Below are 15,065 nucleotides of genomic sequence, written 5' to 3'. Positions count from 1 at the left end.
GGCTGGAGTATAATCTGCTGAACCCTGCATATTCACAGATTGGATGTTTTGGAAAGGATATGGAGTTTTATGATGGGAAATACAGATGTAAGAGATCTTATGGTACAGATTGAGAAAGCCAGGAGAGGACTGATGCAGCCCTATCTTCAAAGCCTGGGACTGGCGTTCGGACAGGGCCACGCCAGGATCCTGGATCGGCTGCTGACGAAGGACGGCATCACCCAGAAGGAACTGGCAGATATCTGCCGCATGGATGTTACTACGATGTCACGGAGCTTAGACCGGCTGGAGGAGGCTGGATATCTGGTTCGGGAACGGGATCCCGACTGCCGCAGATCCTTTCTCATCTTCCTTACTCAGGCCGGGAGAAAAGAAGCCGGGCTGGTGCGCCAGGGCTTTGACCGGTTAAATGATGTGATCTGTGAGGGGATTGCGCCGGAAGAGCTGCAGCGGCTTAAGTTGGATCTGGAACGGATCCTTAAGAATTTAAAGGAGTGTCCGGGGCTTTAAGGCCCTGACACTCCTTTTGCTTTTCTTTTGCAGCCTGCACTACGCCCGGATCGCCCAGCGCAGCTTTGTGGAACGGGCGCGGCCATTTTTAACACATTCCTCCGGGGTGGGACGGATCACGTCACCAGATATCTCACTGTAGACCCCTGCTTTTTTTCCCTCTTTAAAGGCCTTCTTCACCAGACGGTCCTCCCCGGAGTGGAAGGTCAGGACAGCTGCTCTTCCCCCAGGCTTTAAGGCTCCCGGAAGCTTGTCCAGGAAGGAATAGAGAACCTCAAATTCGCTGTTTATATCAATGCGCAGCGCCTGAAAGCTGCGCTGACAGGATTTTTTCACCGCCTCCTTGCGCTCTGCCTGGGGCAGAAATACAAGCGCCTCCTCGATCAGCTCCCGCAGACGGGTCGTTGTTGCAATCTCATTTCCCAGGCGCAGCTCCCTCATCACTCTGCGGGCGATCTCCTGTGCATAGGGCTCATCCGAATTTTCCACCAGCATTCCAATCAATTCTTCCTCATCCAGTTCCTTTAACCGCTCAGCCGCCGTCATACCGCGGGAGGGATCCAGGCGCAGATCCAGAGGGCCGTCCGTCTTATAGGAGAAGCCCCGGTCCGGGTTGTCAATCTGCATGGAAGAAACCCCCAGATCGGCCAGCACAAAGTCAAAGCCTCCCGCCTCCTCTGCTACCTGATCAATATTTGCAAAATTCAAGTGCCTGATCGTCAGGATGTCCGGGCCAAAGCCTTTGTCCGCCAGACGTTTTTGCGTCTTTTCCATCTCAATGGTATCTACGTCCAGGGCCCACATATGGCCCTGGCCCTTAAGGCGCTCCAGCATATGGCTGGTATGACCGCCGTAGCCCAAGGTAGCGTCCAGGCCCATCTGCCCCGGCTGGATCTTCAGCACCTCCAGGATCTCATTTACCATAATGGAAATATGCATCCCTGCGGGGGTACTGCCTTTGCTGATCACCTTTGCGACCGTATCCTGATATTTTTCCGGCTGAAGTTCCTTATACTTCTCTTTGTAGCTTCTGGGATGGGTGCCTTTGTAGCGAACACGGCGTTTGTGCGGAATGGCCGATCCCTCTGAATCAGCCGATTTCTGCACAGCCGGATCATTTACCGGCTGTCTTATTTTATTTTGATCCATATTTTAAGATTTCCTCCTCTTTCTTAACAAATTACATTTATGCTCATGGCCTGCGCCCAATAAATAACCCCTTCCCACATTATGCACCGTTTCTCTCCTGCCACTGCCTCACACATTCAAGAAAACGCTCCCCATACTTTTCATACTTAAACTCGCCTACGCCGGACACAGACAGCATACCGTCCCGATCCTGAGGCTTGATCACGCACATATGGGTAAGAGTCTTATCCGAAAATACAATGTAGGGCGGAACCTTTTCTTCCTTTGCGATCTGAGTTCGCAGCTCACGGAGTCTGTCAAACAGGGGCTGGTCCCCCTCCGTCATGCCCGCTGCGGCAGCCATTCCCCTGACGCCCTTCTTCCTTGCGTTTCCTGCACCAGCCTTTGTATACTCCTGTTCCCTGGCCATCTTCATGTACACAGTTTCTTCCCCATCCAGAAGCTTTCCTGAACGTTCCGTCAGATGTACCACCGCATATTCATCATTTGTCACCGTGAGAAACCCATACAGCTGAAGGTGATTCATCACCTGGCGCAGCTTATAGGCCGGAACCCTGGCCAGCTGGCCATAGCAGGGATTTTCATCCATATGGTAGTTGCGGATCTTAGCCGTATTAGCCCCGTGAACCGTATCAATGATCACATTGCAGCCATAGCGCTGACGGCTGGACTGGACACAGCGAATCAGCGCACAGGCAATTTCCGTCACGTCCACCGTCTCAAACTGGCTGAGACAGTTGGAACAGTTTCCGCAGTAATTGCTGCCGTATTCACCAAAATACCGCAGAATGTAGTCTCTTAAACATTCATTTGTAAAACAGTAAAATGTCATTTTACGAAGACGGTCCCGGTCGCGCTCCATAACGATCTGGCGGGTTATGGGGTCCAGAGCGTCATTTTCCTGATTGTGGTCGATAAAAAACTGATTGGTAACCACATCCTGTCCGCCGTAGAGAAGGATACACTCTGCCGCCTCCCCGTCCCGCCCGGCCCGTCCGGCTTCCTGATAGTAAGATTCCATATTTTTCGGCATATTATAATGAATCACGAACCGCACGTTTGACTTGTCGATCCCCATTCCAAACGCATTTGTCGCCACCATAATGGGGGCATTATCGTAAATAAAATCATCCTGATTGTGCTTTCGCTCCTCATCGCTTAAACCTGCATGGTACCGGGTCACGGAAAATCCCTCCCTGATCAGGTTTGCGCAGACCTCCTCCACCACCTTTCGGGTAATGCAGTACACAATCCCGCTTTCCCCTTTATGACGTTCCAGATAATTGACCAGAGTTCCATACTTATCCCTGGGCGAAATGACCCCAAAGTATAGATTGGAGCGGTCAAAGCCCGTTGTCAGCACCTCCGGCTGACGCAGCATAAGAATATCAATGATGTCATCCCGAACCTCTGCGGTAGCCGTGGCCGTAAAGGCGCTGACCACCGGCCGCACCGGCAGCCGATGGATAAAATCCACGATTTTTAAATAGCTGGGCCTGAAGTCCTGTCCCCACTGAGACACGCAATGGGCCTCATCCACAGCCACCATGGATATTTTCACCTCCGGATCCAGGGCAAAACGCAGAAATTCCTCTGTCATCAGCCGCTCCGGAGCAACATAGATGATCGGATACTGGCCCGCCCTCGCAAATTCCAGCGCCTTTTTATACTGTCCCGGAGTAAGGGAACTGTTCAGGTAAGCGGCCAGAATTCCCGCCTGATTTAAGTTGCTCACCTGATCCTTCATCAGGGAAATAAGGGGGGAGATCACCAGCGTAATCCCTTCCATCATAAGCGCCGGAATCTGATAGCACAGGGATTTTCCAGCCCCTGTAGGCATGATCCCCAGTACGTCCCGGCCCTCCAGGATGGCTCCGATCAGACGCTCCTGGCCCTCGCGGAAGCTGTCATAGCCGAAATAGTGTTTTAAAATTTCATATTGCGTCATTCCAGTATGTACCTTCTTTACCTTCGTTTTCCTGCTCCAACTCTCCTTCATTTGCCTCATCCACCGTAACGCTGCTCTTTGTGTTTCCATCCACATAAGTCAGGCGGATCACAGCCTGAGGCCAGTTAAGCGCAATCCGCGCCGTCTTTTCCCGTTGTGCACCGGCCTGCTTCATTGTTTCAACCAGTTCCTCAAGCACTTCTCTGGTAAGATACCCGCCTCTCCAGTGAAAGGTCAGCGGTTTTCCCTTCTTTGCGGCCTGGGAGGCCCGTTTGTACACTTCCTCCATCTTTGTAAATGACAGTTTCTTTTCCTTATAGTAAAAATGCTCCCCATCTGTACAGGAGGGCGCCGGTGCGATCAGCGGTTCATGATCCCTGAATACCGCTCTGTCATCCAGATTAAAATAATCGTAGCGTATCCCGCCTTCTAAAAGCCCATGCTTTCCAAGGGTATTGTCAAAGGTAGCGTCCAGATGGTAATAGGTTCCGCCGATTTTTACGATATTCCACGTATGGCGGTATTTTATGCCCTTTTGGGGATTATTTCCGCAGATCGCAATAATACACCAGATTCCCAGTCTGTCACACAGCGCCTTCACTGCCTTAGCGATCCCCTCACAGACGCCCACGCCCTGTCCCAGAGGGCCGATGATCTCATGGGAATAGGATTTTTTCAGCTTATCATAACGCACGTTTTCACAGATAAAATCGTGGATATACTTCTCTTTCTCCCACTCAGAAAGCTTCATCGCCGGCCGCGCCAGTTTTTCCAGCCGTGCGGCCATAGCCTTCTGCTGCTCCTTTATCTTGCTTTTTTCAAACATATATTCCGGCTCAAAGATCAGATTCGGGGAATCCTGATAATATTTATAATGAAAGCCGCTGGCCCAGAAAATCTCCGGATGATCCAGACGCAGGCGAAAAAACAGATCTGCCAGTTCCTTTCCCTCTGTCTTTGGCACCAGAAAGGAGTCCGCAAGCTCAGTAATGCCCTGGAGCATGGCATGGCAGACCGTCTGCTGCTGTTTTGTCAGTTTTGAGTAGTAGTAGGGTTCCATCTATCTCTTCCTTCTTTGAATTTCCTTGGCGCAGAAAAACACCTGTGTTTTCTCCGCCTCCCGTTCATCATATCATAAAGTGTCCTTATTTGGTAGAGAGTTCCGGTTATTAAGAGCGACAGGAAATTTTTCGGTTGGATATTCTGTGCAGATTATGGAGGTAAGCTGCATTTTGTCTCCTGAAGGAACCTGTATCTTATATTTAACAATAAATGAGGCATCGACTTTCATCAATGCCCCAGTTCCATTTCTGTTAACCGTATATCCCATAGCCTGACATTCCATTTTTTACAGACATTCTTTCAAAATCTCAAACATTTCCTCCCTGCTAAGTTTCTTGCAGCAGCCAGCCGAAATATTGCTGCTGTCGGCCACCGCCCTTAAAACCGATTCCTCAGTGATTCCCATTTCTGTAAAGCTGGTGGGAAGCCCAATTTCCCGGATGAAATCAGCCAGCGCCTGGATACCCTCCAGTGCCAGTGTTTCCTCCGTCTTTCCTTCTTCAGGAATATTCCATACCTCTTTCGCAAATCTGGCAAAACGAGCCGCATGGTTCCTGTAAATATGGCGGTACAATACGGGATGGATCACAGCAAGCCCCTTTCCATGGTTACAGTCTGTATATGCGCCCAGCTGATGTTCCAGCTGATGGGCCTGAAAGTCTGTTATCTTGCCGATTTTTAAGATCCCATTTTCCCCCATGGCAGAAGCCCACATCAATTCGCTTCTGGCCGTCATGCTCTGAGGATCGTTCCTTAAAATCCTGATATTTCGGATTGTATTTCTCATTACAGACTCCCCAATTTCATCTGACAGACAAATCTCCTCCGGCTTTCCAAAATACGTTTCCATACAATGGCTCAGGGTGTCAAATGCACCGGAAATCACCTGTTCCATAGGCAGAGAAAGCGTGTACGCCGGATCAAGCACAGCAAAGTCCGCACAAGCACCAAGCACCCCTGCTTTTATTTTCTTTTCTTCATTGGTAATGACCGCACCGTTGTTCATCTCGGCCCCCGTCCCGGAAGCAGTTACCACCGCCCCCATGGGAACCCAGATGTCCGGATACTGATGTTTCGTAAATTCCATTTCCCAGATATCCTGCTCCAGCTTCGCCTGGGCCGCCACAATCTTACAGCAGTCAATGACAGAACCTCCGCCTGCCGCCAGAATAAAATCAATCTGATGTCTGCGGACCAGCTCTGCTCCTTCCTGAACTTTCCTGTAAGCAGGATTTGGCATAATATCGGAAAATTCTGTTACTCTTTTTCCTGATTCCCTTAAAATTGCAGTCAGTTCCTCATAGATTCCATTCTTTTTTATGGAACCGCCTCCGTAAGCCAGCAGTATGTTCTCCCCATACCCCCTCAAAAGAGTGCCCAGATGCTTTCCTACGCTTCCCACTCCAAAAAATGTTTTAACCGGGTATTCATATATAAATGGATTCATCATGTTTCCTCCTCTTGCGTTTTCGTCAGTCTCAGGATAACACAAAAACAGCCGGAAAACGTTTGATGGTTTTTCTGGCTGCTTTAAAGGTATAACTGGTCGTATCAGCGCTATTGTGTCTCCGGATAAAATAAAATATCGGTCAGAAAGCGTTCCTCTTCCAGGCGCATCAGCAGGCTCCCCTGGTACTTCTTTGCAATATACCGGATACTTCGGACCCCAAAGCCATGGCAGGCTTTCTCTTCCTTGGTCGTCAGCGGCAGACCGTCCTCAAATTCTACCGGCTCTGCGCAGTAATTTTCCACATGGATATAAACGCCCCCGTTACGTCTGCTGACCAGCACGCTGATGATGCGCTTTTCCTTATCCTCTTCCTTCTGCACACTCTCTATTGCATTATCAAGAAGATTTCCAAACAGCGCGTAAACGTCTGCGGCAGCAATAAAATTCAGGATCCCGCCGTCTGCCATCGCGCTCATTTTTATATCATACCCGCTGCACAGCAGACTCTTCTCTGTCAGCACCAGATCCAGGGCGTCATTTCCCGTGTGAAAAATATTATCATAAATTGACAGCGCATTTTTGACGCTCTCAATGTACTCTTCCTGGTCTTTTACATCCTCGATTCGGGAAATTTTAGAAATCCGGTACTTTAAGTCATGGCATTTAATATTGATAATATTTACCGTTTCCTGAGATAACCTCTGTTTTTCGCTCATCGCCCGGAGCATACTTTCCATGGTTTCTTTTTCCCGCAGCATTAGATTCTCTCTGGACAGGTAAAATGCAATAAAAATTGCAAAAAAGCTGCACAGGATGGCGTAAATCTTGCAGAATACGTTTTGCAGCAAAAGACTGTTTCCGCGGATCCCTTTATAGTCCACCAGGGAGCTGATAATGATCGCGATTGATAAAATAGAAAACGCCAGCCAGACCATGCGTATATCCCGTCTGCGAAGCTCTCCTCTCCCTGCATTTTTCTTTGCGATGGAAAAATAAACCAGAGCTGTTACCGCTGCATAAGGCAGAAACCGAACCAGCAAAAAATCGGAAACCCCAGTCAGTGTAATCCCGGTTAACGTCCAGAATACCGTCGCCGCCGCAAAGGCAATATGCTGGGTGGCATATCCGCAGACTCCGGCAAACAGCAATTCTTCAAACCCTACTGCAAAACAGCATTTCATCAGAAAAATACTGTATGAGAACAGGCAGAAATAATAAAAAATAAGAACCAGTGGATTCTCTGCTGGAATCTGCTTCAGTCCCCAAAACGTCAGCAGCGCTGCCAGCCAATATCCTGCAAATCCGGCTGCCAGCCAAACTGGAAAATTCTTTCGTTTTTTCCATCCTATGGTAAAAATACTCTGCGAAATTAAAAGCTGCATAGAAAACCGGATGCATGAAACCATCTGCGTTTCTGTCATTGACACATCCCTCCCAGGTATTTTAAAAAGTCGTCTTTAAATTCTTTTTTCCGCTGTCTGCTTACAGGCAGCGGCGTGTCCGCAATCCATACGGTATCTTTCACAAACTTCGTCACATATTTTAAATTAACCAGACAGCCGCTGATACATTTAGAAAATCCTTCCTTCTGAAGCTCCTGCTCCAGAACCAGCAAGGTTCCTCTGGCGCGAAACTCTCCCTCCTGCGTATGATAAACCAGATAATTTTTATCCTTTTCCACATACAGAATCTGGGAACTAAGCAGACGTATAACGGAAACTTCCGTATGCAGCACAATTTCTTTTTCTGTATTCCGATTGACAAAGCGGATGGCCTTCCTAAGCTTATCCGCAAACACATAATAGCTGACCGGCTTTACCAGAAAATCGATGGCATTTACCTCATACCCGCAGATGGCATACTGGGCCATGTTCGTAACAAATACGATGCCCAGCCGCTGATCCGATTCCCTGATCCGTCTTGCTGCCGTCATGCCGTCCATATGAGGCATCTCAATATCCAGAAAGACCACATCCAGCGAACCGTCGTAGTCCTCTGCAAAATTCAGACCGTCCGTATACTCCTTTATTTCAAACTGTATTTTCTCTTCTTTTTCATACCGCAGCAGAAATGATTTCATATGCTGTATATGATCCCGGTCATCATCCACCAGTCCGATACGAATCATGCCGCCATCCCCCTTTCCCTGATGCTTTGTCAGCAGAATTCCTCGGGGTCCCTTAACTGCTGACAGTAAACTGTACAGATATAAAAAGGCCTGAAAAGCCTTAGTTTTACGCTGATAAGGAAGTATTAACAACAACTTATAACTAACGCTGACAGACAGGGTGCAAACAGAGAGTTAATCACTTTCAATAGTGGTCGGCTCTCTGTTTTTCTATCTTCACTTTGTTACGCAATAGAACGTCATTTTTGAGGGTAGAAGTATAAAATATCATCTAAGCGTTTTACACATTCCGAAAGCCGCATAAATCAAGCGTTTTTCCCCCTCTACTGCGTAACAAACTTGTAGTAATTGTCCGAGGGAGCATAGACCGCCTATCTTGGATTTTCCTGTGTTGGAAAAGCCTACGTTGGAAAATCCAACGCAATTAAATAAAGATATAAATAACTAAAGAAATACCAAATACGAATTTAATCAAATACCCATTCCCTTCCTATCCTTTCCCTAATCCCTCTCCTTGGGGGCAAAGCAAAGCGGCAGAGCCGCCGGAATGGAAAAGAACGGAACGGAAAAGGCAATATAAAAATATCGTTTATTATGTTACGCAGTAGAACCTCATTTTTAAGGGTTGTAGTATAAAACCCTTACCCCTGCCCTTATCTTCTCTGTAATACCGCTTAAATCAAGCAAGAAGCACACTCTATCGTGTAACATTCCATACTGGATAGAGAGCGTAAGCGGTTTATCCGATTGCGCTCTCTTGGTTACCCGACAGCAAAAACAAGGAAAGCCGTCAAGGACGCGCAAACGTGCAATTTATCCTTGACGGCTTTTTCTGGCTTTGCTACTACCTGTCAAAACGGAATTGCAGGATAGCTTTGATAAGCTGTGCTTTCAAACGGTCTTGAATATCGTCGTTAATATGCCCGCGATAGGTAGACAGATATTTAATCCTCGCTGTGTAATGCCGCAGTACTGCGTCTATGGCTTCCGGCTCGCCTGCAACAGCTTTTTCAATGGTTTCAAAAGGTATCAGTTTCTTATTCCTCATGTTTTGTTTCCTCCAGTTCTTTTCTTAACTGCTTCAATGCCGCCAGTTTCCAGTAGTTGACTGTACTTCTGCTTCTTCCGTACTCATTCCCGATTTTTCTTTCGCTGTAACCGAGGAAGAAATTCATCAGCAGAGCTGTACGCCTTTGTTCTGACAGATTAGCTAATGCGTCGGCTAACCGTCTACTTGTAACGACAACTTCTTTCCCTTGCACAACAAAAACAGTCGGCTTTTCATAAACATACTGCTCAAAATAGTTGTCGGTTGCAAACGGTTCAAAAGACGTTTCCGACATCAGATAGTCAAGTGATACTTCATGCTTCTGTTTCCGTCCCAAATCGCGGTACGCGCTGATTGCCGCATTGCGGAGAACGATTTTACAGAACGCGGCAAAGGCATATTCGATATGCTCCATAAATTGTTCGGAATACCTCATTTTCTCATCACCCCCTTTCTTCCCAGTAGGGGGCTATTACAACAAACGCCCATGCAGGCATAAAACCGCATAGGCGTTTGGTAATATGAGTTATTTAAGTAATTATGATGATTTGTGTATTCATCTTCATAACCGCAAAATCCCGTTGCATGGAATAGGCTTTTTTTAACAATGGAATAGAATTAAAAATATGAAAAAGAAACATGGCAATATCTCCCGACACCGCCATGTCCATAAAAATAATTGTGTATTTACCGCTATTCCATTTTATATACAGGAAATGGCGGTTTGTTTTCCTATCACAAAACAGAAAGAGCCAATAATCATAAGATTTATTTCTTGTGATTATCGGCTCTGCGTCAATGCGTCTGGCTCTGTGATAACTGAAATATTCAGATTTTTTACATTGATAAGATTTTCCTGCTTACACTTCGGACAGTATAGTGGGAAATTCTTTATTTCTGTATCTTCCCGTATTCTTAATCGAGTTTTATTATTGCATATAGGACATAAAATCCATTTTTCTTTTTGCAATGCACCACCTCATTTCTAATCAGACTACTTTCAATGGAAATCATAAACAGAGTATTGGAAAATCACTTGTTTCCCCAAAATAGTAATTGCTTTCTCGCTACATTGATTTACGCACCGATAACATAAGGTACACCGTCCGTTTGCTACAATCTTACATTTGGATAATGACAAATTATTCATAGGACACACCAATGCACATTTCCCGCACTTTATACAAGCGTCGGTATCTATCTGTATTTTGTTTGAATATTCTTGTGTTTTATGGTAAAACCAAAGCCGCTGTCCCAAAAGCCCTGCAATATGGCATAAAAATCCCAAACCGTCTTTAGTTGGAGTACCATTTTTCAAATTGCACACCGCTGATTTTATGCGTTCTTCTGCTTGTATAACAATTTGCTTATTTTGAGCCGGAGTACGCTTTAAGGCTTTTACATCACAAATACAATCCGGCATTTTCAGATGAAGTCCACCCCATACCTGTGCGCCGTATCTCTCGAACAATCTTGCAGATACGCCCGCACCATCGCCGCTAAACAGTCCCATTGTTGCAATAATGAAAACACGTTTTCCTTTCCATATATCAGAATTTTCGCAGATAAAATCCCGTACAATTTTAGGCAAATTACTGTAATAGATTGGATAAGCAAAAATAATGTCTTTATGATATGTAACTTTTTCCATTGTACCTGTATCTTCTAAAGGGGTTATTTCAATGTTCCTATCATATAGAGCAACAAAGTTTTCTAAACAATATTTTGTATTTCCTGTTCCGCTAAAATAAATCCCTATCATATTTTTTCTCCCGTATTATCTAAAAAGGAAAGTTGAAAAACGTCCATAAAATCAATGACCTTCTCTCTCCAATCATTATCATAATTTACATTATTCATGGTGGCTAATGAAGTAACGCCATGTATAAAAGCCCAAATGGTTATGATAATATCATTTTGCTTTTCTTCCGAATAGTGCGTCTGCCCTAATAATTTACTTACAATATTTTTATAGATAATATAAGGTTTATAGTTTTGGTCGTCTGGTATTGATAACGATAAGTCAATTTTTATATTGGATTGAGAATATAAAAATTGAAAATAAGCAGGGTTCTCTACAAAGAAAGATACATAGGCTATCCCCATATCTTTCAATATTTCTGCGACATTATTATTCTTTTGAACGGTACTTTCTAATTGTTTAGAAAATCTATCTGTGATAAATAATTGCATTGCTTCAAGCAGTTCTTCTTTATTTTGAAAATGGCTGTAAGGGGCAGCATGGCTAACCCCACACGCCGCAGCTACCTTTCTCAAAGAAAAAGCATTTACTCCCTCTGTACTTACAAGCTGAATACCTGCTTCGATTAAAGCGTTTCGCAAGTCTTTATGATGATAAGTCTGTCGTTTCTGTGCCATGCTAAGTCCTCCAATCTTTACACTGTCTATATTATAAAACCTAAACTTTACAGTGTCAAGTTTGAGGAGGATTTTAAGTTGTGATACTTGAAATTATTTTTTCCTAAACGGTTATTTATTTGGCATTTCAGAAACTTTTCCGTAATAAGAGATAAGAAAAACTTTTTGAAAATTTTCTCTCAAAACTTCGGCAAAATCGCTCTGCTCGGTGTTGTAGGTAGTGAGAGGAAAATCAGAGGGTTTGGGATACTTCCCAACAAGCAAAATGCAGGGCATTTTCGGAAAAGAGTACTCTTTTTCTATGCTTGCTACGAAACTTATCACATTACAAATCAAAGAAAGGACGGGAAAGGAATGGAACGGAAACAAGAACAAGATACAACAGATGATAGGCAGAAACAGGGAAATCCGGCAGATGAAACAGTGATTTATAAAATCGGCGGCACATTCTATGAAGTGTCTACCTCTTGCGGCGGCTCTGAACCGCTTTTTGAAAAGATGAAGCGGCTCATAAAATCAGAAAATCTCAAAGCGCCTACTGACAAAGGAAAAGAAGTCCGCTATAATGAAGATAGCAACCTGTCTGTCGGGCGTTCATTACAGGAGGAATGAATATGACAGCAAATACATATAAGCCCGAACAGATAACCGCATTATATGCCCGTTTAAGTCAAGAGGACGCATTAGACGGGGACAGCAACAGCATTGTTAATCAGAAAGCAGTTTTAACAAAATACGCTTCGGATAACGGCTTTACAAATCCGGTATTCTTTATTGATGACGGCATTTCCGGTGTAACCTTTGACCGCCCGAATTTTAACCGCATGATTGCAGAGATTGAAGCCGGAAATGTGGCGACAGTCATTGTCAAGGATATGTCCCGCTTGGGGCGTGATTATCTGAAAGTCGGTTACTATACGGAAATCTTTTTCGTTGAAAGAGATGTTCGCTATATCGCAATCAATGACGGTGTAGACAGTGCAAAAGGCGACAATGATTTTACCCCTTTCCGAAACCTGTTTAACGATTTTTACGCCAAAGATACCAGTAAAAAAGTACGGGCAATCAAGAAAGCGCAGGGCATGGCAGGAGAACATCTGACTAAGCCGCCCTATGGCTATAAGGTAGACCCCAACGACAGAAAGAAATGGATTGTAGATGAAGAAGCTGCCGCTGTGGTAAAGCGAATTTTTGATTTATGCGTTGCAGGAAAAGGACCTATGCAAATAGCGAAAATTTTGAAAGCTGACAAAGTGCTGACAACACGCGCTCATTATGCAAAGCAGAAAGGAAAATCCCTTCCCGATAATCCGTACAGTTGGAATGAAAGTACGATTGTAGCAGTTTTGGAGCGTATGGACTACTGCGGACATACGGTAAACTTCAAAAGCTATTCCAAATCCCACAAGCTGAAAAAGCGTATTCCCACCACAAAGGAACAGCAGGCTATTTTCCGCAATACACATGAAGCAATCGTTGAGGAGACTGTCTTTGAACGGGTACAGGAATTAAGGGCAAATAAACGCCGCCCCACAAAGGCAGAGCGGCAGGGAATGTTTTCCGGCTTGGTATTCTGTGCGGATTGTGGAAGTAAACTGCACTTTGCCACCTGCAAGAGCTTTGACGGTTCACAAGACAACTACCGCTGTGCAAGATATAAAAGCAATACGGGAGATTGTACGGCACACTTCATCAGAGAAGAAGTCCTGCGGAAAATCGTTCTCAATCGGATATTTGCCGTAACTGCCATGTTCTATGAGGACATTACCACCTTTATGGAACTGATACAGAAACAGCGGTTTGATGAAGCGGAAAAGGATATGAAACGCAAGCAGTGTGAAGTAAGGCAGGCAAGAAAACGGATTGCAGAACTTGACCGGATTTTCAAGCGGATTTATGAGGACGACATCAACGGCACAATCAGCCATGAGCGATTTTTGAAGCTGTCCGCAGAGTATGAAGCAGAACAAAAAGAGCTGACGGAAAAGGTAAAGGCAGAACAACAGGAAGTCGATACCTACGAACAGAATAAAAGCGATTTTGACAGCTTCGCCGCCATCATCCGCAAGTATGTGGGAATAACCGAATTAACTCCCACTATCGTCAATGAGTTTATAAAGAAAATCGTTGTCCATGCGCCGGAGAAGATAGACGGCAAGCGTTTTCAGAAAGTGGATATTATCTTTAACTTCGTGGGAGAAATCCATTTGCCGACTGACCCGCAGACGGAACAGAAAGAAACCGATAAACAGGAAAAGACGGCATAGCCCTTGAACGGGGCTATACCGCCTAATTGAAAAATATACTTCCTTGTAACCGAAAAGCCTTCTATGAGTATAATACTTATACCCTGAGGACTTTTCAAGCCTTTTGCCGATCTTATTGTACAGATTACTCCTCCGGCAGCGCTCCTACTATTTTATGGCGCTCATATATTTCTTCCAGATAAACTATATCTTCCCTGCTTAAAGACACATCTACTGCCTTTACTGCATCATCAAAATGGGGAACTGAGGTTGCACCCACAATCGGCGCTGCAACACCCTTTTCCCAAAGCCAGGCCAATGCAACCTGAGACATGGAAATATTATATTTCTTCGCGATTTCATCTACCCTGTCGATAATAAGAAGGTCATTTTCCATGGCCTGGTCATACTTCTTTCTAAGGGTTTGGTCTGTCTGACTCCGCTTAGATTCGGTTGTCCAGCCGCGATGGGTCAGATGACCTCCTGCCAGTGGACTGTAGGGGATCAGAGATACCCCATACTGCCTGCAGATAGGTATCATTTCCCTTTCATCTTCACGGTACATCAGATTGTAATGGTTCTGCATGGCAGAAAACTGCGTCCACCCATTCTTTTCCGCCGCGATCTGCATATTGTGAAACTGGTATCCATACATGGCAGAGGCTCCAAGAGCGCGAACTTTTCCTGATTTTACCAGGGAATCCAGAGCCTCCATGGTTTCCTCCACCGGCGTATCATAATCGAACCGATGGATCTGATATAAATCCAGATAATCTGTTCCCAAACGCTGCAGGGTTTTGTCTATTTCCCGTAAAACAGCCTCCTTTTTCAGCTTTCCCTCATTGAAATATACCTTGGATGCAAGAACCACCTGATCTCTTGCCACCTGCAGTTCCTTCAGAGCATGGCCGATATACAGTTCGCTGGTTCCATGGGAATAACAGTTTGCTGTATCAATAAAATTTACGCCAAGATCCAGCGCATGGGCAAGCATTGCTGTGGTTTTCTCCTGATCCAGTGTCCATAGGTGAAAATCCTCCGCCGCTTTTCCAAAAGACATTCCACCCACACAAATCCTTGACACCTTTATACCTGTTTTTCCTAATTCTGTGTATTTCATATAAACCTCCTTCTGTCTTAACCAT

At 45.2% G+C, this 15,065-nt stretch carries 15 protein-coding genes; 3 read left to right on the top strand and 12 right to left on the bottom strand.

The genetic code is table 11. The features are described 5' to 3' along the window. Positions 1 to 69 precede the first annotated feature (69 nt). Positions 70 to 510: a MarR family winged helix-turn-helix transcriptional regulator gene (locus tag HW447_RS04975; RefSeq protein WP_330589033.1), complete on the top strand. Its 441-nt coding sequence runs from the start codon at positions 70 to 72 to the stop codon at positions 508 to 510. A 39-nt stretch (positions 511 to 549) separates the two neighbouring features. Here HW447_RS04975 and rsmH read toward each other — a convergent pair whose 3' ends face one another. The 11 genes from rsmH to HW447_RS04920 form a co-directional block, all read right to left on the bottom strand. Continuing rightward, on the bottom strand, positions 550 to 1,659 hold the full coding sequence (gene rsmH / locus HW447_RS04970; RefSeq protein WP_176254220.1) for a 16S rRNA (cytosine(1402)-N(4))-methyltransferase RsmH: 1,110 nt from the start codon (positions 1,657 to 1,659) through the stop codon (positions 550 to 552). A gap of 79 nt (positions 1,660 to 1,738) precedes the next feature. Further along, entirely contained in the window at positions 1,739 to 3,607 is a 1,869-nt protein-coding gene (recQ, locus tag HW447_RS04965) for a DNA helicase RecQ (protein WP_176254219.1), read from the bottom strand. Further along, complete coding sequence (locus HW447_RS04960; protein ID WP_176254218.1) at positions 3,594 to 4,667, bottom strand: transglutaminase domain-containing protein; 1,074 nt, start codon at positions 4,665 to 4,667, stop codon at positions 3,594 to 3,596. Before HW447_RS04960 ends, recQ begins: the two co-directional genes overlap by 14 nt. 288 nt (positions 4,668 to 4,955) lie before the next feature. Then, positions 4,956 to 6,116, bottom strand: coding sequence for an iron-containing alcohol dehydrogenase (locus tag HW447_RS04955; RefSeq protein WP_176254217.1), 1,161 nt, complete (start codon positions 6,114 to 6,116; stop codon positions 4,956 to 4,958). A 110-nt stretch (positions 6,117 to 6,226) separates the two neighbouring features. Then, a complete protein-coding gene (locus HW447_RS04950) occupies positions 6,227 to 7,540 on the bottom strand; it encodes an ATP-binding protein (protein ID WP_176254216.1) in 1,314 nt (437 codons plus the stop codon). Beyond that, on the bottom strand, positions 7,537 to 8,247 hold the full coding sequence (locus HW447_RS04945; RefSeq protein ID WP_176254215.1) for a LytR/AlgR family response regulator transcription factor: 711 nt from the start codon (positions 8,245 to 8,247) through the stop codon (positions 7,537 to 7,539). Before HW447_RS04945 ends, HW447_RS04950 begins: the two co-directional genes overlap by 4 nt. 844 nt (positions 8,248 to 9,091) lie before the next feature. Next, complete coding sequence (locus HW447_RS04940; protein WP_006876091.1) at positions 9,092 to 9,295, bottom strand: helix-turn-helix domain-containing protein; 204 nt, start codon at positions 9,293 to 9,295, stop codon at positions 9,092 to 9,094. Then, on the bottom strand, positions 9,285 to 9,731 hold the full coding sequence (locus HW447_RS04935; protein ID WP_176254214.1) for an RNA polymerase sigma factor: 447 nt from the start codon (positions 9,729 to 9,731) through the stop codon (positions 9,285 to 9,287). The genes HW447_RS04940 and HW447_RS04935 overlap by 11 nt, the downstream gene beginning before the upstream one ends. Before the next feature lie 345 nt (positions 9,732 to 10,076). After that, positions 10,077 to 10,265 carry a cysteine-rich KTR domain-containing protein gene (locus tag HW447_RS04930; protein WP_176254213.1) on the bottom strand — a complete coding sequence of 63 codons (189 nt, stop codon included), beginning with the start codon at positions 10,263 to 10,265 and terminating at the stop codon, positions 10,077 to 10,079. Between the two features lie 30 nt (positions 10,266 to 10,295). Further along, the gene (locus tag HW447_RS04925) at positions 10,296 to 11,057 is read right to left on the bottom strand and encodes an EFR1 family ferrodoxin (RefSeq protein ID WP_176254212.1); all 762 of its coding nucleotides are present in this window, start codon (positions 11,055 to 11,057) and stop codon (positions 10,296 to 10,298) included. Beyond that, positions 11,054 to 11,674, bottom strand: a complete 621-nt coding sequence (locus HW447_RS04920; RefSeq protein WP_176254211.1) for a TetR/AcrR family transcriptional regulator — start codon at positions 11,672 to 11,674, stop codon at positions 11,054 to 11,056. The genes HW447_RS04925 and HW447_RS04920 overlap by 4 nt, the downstream gene beginning before the upstream one ends. Before the next feature lie 87 nt (positions 11,675 to 11,761). Here HW447_RS04920 and HW447_RS17935 point away from each other — a divergent pair, with 87 nt between their 5' ends. Both HW447_RS17935 and HW447_RS04910 read left to right on the top strand, forming a co-directional pair. After that, positions 11,762 to 12,286: a hypothetical protein gene (locus HW447_RS17935; RefSeq protein WP_243176212.1), complete on the top strand. Its 525-nt coding sequence runs from the start codon at positions 11,762 to 11,764 to the stop codon at positions 12,284 to 12,286. 2 nt (positions 12,287 to 12,288) lie between these two features. After that, complete coding sequence (locus HW447_RS04910; RefSeq protein WP_176254210.1) at positions 12,289 to 13,941, top strand: recombinase family protein; 1,653 nt, start codon at positions 12,289 to 12,291, stop codon at positions 13,939 to 13,941. A gap of 124 nt (positions 13,942 to 14,065) precedes the next feature. Here HW447_RS04910 and HW447_RS04905 read toward each other — a convergent pair whose 3' ends face one another. Continuing rightward, entirely contained in the window at positions 14,066 to 15,040 is a 975-nt protein-coding gene (locus tag HW447_RS04905) for an aldo/keto reductase (RefSeq protein ID WP_176254209.1), read from the bottom strand. Between the last annotated feature and the right edge of the window lie 25 nt (positions 15,041 to 15,065).

This window comes from Enterocloster alcoholdehydrogenati, assembly GCF_013282095.1.
Lineage (GTDB): Bacteria > Bacillota > Clostridia > Lachnospirales > Lachnospiraceae > Enterocloster > Enterocloster alcoholdehydrogenati.
The sequence above is the reverse complement of the archived record's forward strand: the minus strand, read 5'-3'. Positions and strand labels throughout refer to the sequence as shown.

Coding starts and splice junctions, on each gene's coding strand:
- recQ (WP_176254219.1), bottom strand. CDS start 3,607: ATGACGCAATATGAAATTTTAAAACACTATTTCGGCTATGACAGCTTC.
- HW447_RS04935 (WP_176254214.1), bottom strand. CDS start 9,731: ATGAGGTATTCCGAACAATTTATGGAGCATATCGAATATGCCTTTGCC.
- HW447_RS04940 (WP_006876091.1), bottom strand. CDS start 9,295: ATGAGGAATAAGAAACTGATACCTTTTGAAACCATTGAAAAAGCTGTT.
- HW447_RS04950 (WP_176254216.1), bottom strand. CDS start 7,540: ATGACAGAAACGCAGATGGTTTCATGCATCCGGTTTTCTATGCAGCTT.
- HW447_RS04910 (WP_176254210.1), top strand. CDS start 12,289: ATGACAGCAAATACATATAAGCCCGAACAGATAACCGCATTATATGCC.
- rsmH (WP_176254220.1), bottom strand. CDS start 1,659: ATGGATCAAAATAAAATAAGACAGCCGGTAAATGATCCGGCTGTGCAG.
- HW447_RS04945 (WP_176254215.1), bottom strand. CDS start 8,247: ATGATTCGTATCGGACTGGTGGATGATGACCGGGATCATATACAGCAT.
- HW447_RS04960 (WP_176254218.1), bottom strand. CDS start 4,667: ATGGAACCCTACTACTACTCAAAACTGACAAAACAGCAGCAGACGGTC.
- HW447_RS04955 (WP_176254217.1), bottom strand. CDS start 6,116: ATGAATCCATTTATATATGAATACCCGGTTAAAACATTTTTTGGAGTG.
- HW447_RS04975 (WP_330589033.1), top strand. CDS start 70: ATGATGGGAAATACAGATGTAAGAGATCTTATGGTACAGATTGAGAAA.
- HW447_RS04920 (WP_176254211.1), bottom strand. CDS start 11,674: ATGGCACAGAAACGACAGACTTATCATCATAAAGACTTGCGAAACGCT.
- HW447_RS04925 (WP_176254212.1), bottom strand. CDS start 11,057: ATGATAGGGATTTATTTTAGCGGAACAGGAAATACAAAATATTGTTTA.
- HW447_RS04905 (WP_176254209.1), bottom strand. CDS start 15,040: ATGAAATACACAGAATTAGGAAAAACAGGTATAAAGGTGTCAAGGATT.